Origin of the sequence: Pseudomonas sp. 51_B (genome assembly GCF_017491595.1) — a bacterium.
Taxonomy (GTDB): Bacteria; Pseudomonadota; Gammaproteobacteria; order Pseudomonadales; family Pseudomonadaceae; genus Aquipseudomonas; species Aquipseudomonas promysalinigenes.
The window spans coordinates 1-556 of record NZ_JAFGYW010000131.1 but is presented as its reverse complement, the minus strand read 5'-3'; the positions used below and the strand labels follow the sequence as shown (position 1 = coordinate 556).

Here is a 556-nt window from a genome sequence, read left to right as displayed (position 1 = left end):
ACTCTTTGCCTACCCCCCAATAACGGCTAGCTGTCCAACCAATAATCGTCTCGAGCAATACGCCCAAACTTGTAGTCTTCATGCTGCGGGGCTTCGCCAAACAAATGATGTATGCGTCGCTCCTGTCGCAAATACGCCAAGGTCATGAAGAAGCAGGTTTCACACATCCGTACGCGATAACGCTCACCGTCATGTCGCGCGCCGTATCCCCAGTGCGCTTGCAGCACACCGAACTGTTCGCCGTACCCAGGCACTCGCATGGAGGTACCACAGACGTCGCAAGGCACATCGGGGTGTCGGTTGTCTGGTACGTCCATGCCCGCCAATATCTGACTACGCATCAAAAAATCTTCAACACAGTAGTGAGCTCGGCGCTTTTGCGAGCCCCTGGGCCAGCAAGCACATATCGCGTATTGCGCGTTCTGAAAATGCACCCATCGGCAAACTCAATCAGTTGTGTTGTACGCACCCAGTCACCCTCTTGGAAACGGTTGGCACTGTCGTACAACACGCGCCCGGCATACACCATCGCGGGCTGTTGCCCGGACGCCTGTAA

The 556-nt window shown here is 55.4% G+C and carries 1 protein-coding gene and 1 pseudogene; both read right to left on the bottom strand.

The genetic code is table 11. From position 1 onward, the window contains the following. Positions 1-26: 26 nt before the first annotated feature. On the bottom strand, positions 27-341 hold the full coding sequence (locus J5M56_RS24005) for a hypothetical protein (RefSeq protein WP_041016061.1): 315 nt from the start codon (positions 339-341) through the stop codon (positions 27-29). Next, a pseudogene (locus J5M56_RS24000) lies at positions 341-556 on the bottom strand (hypothetical protein); the annotation flags it as partial. The gene J5M56_RS24005 and the pseudogene J5M56_RS24000, both read right to left, overlap by 1 nt.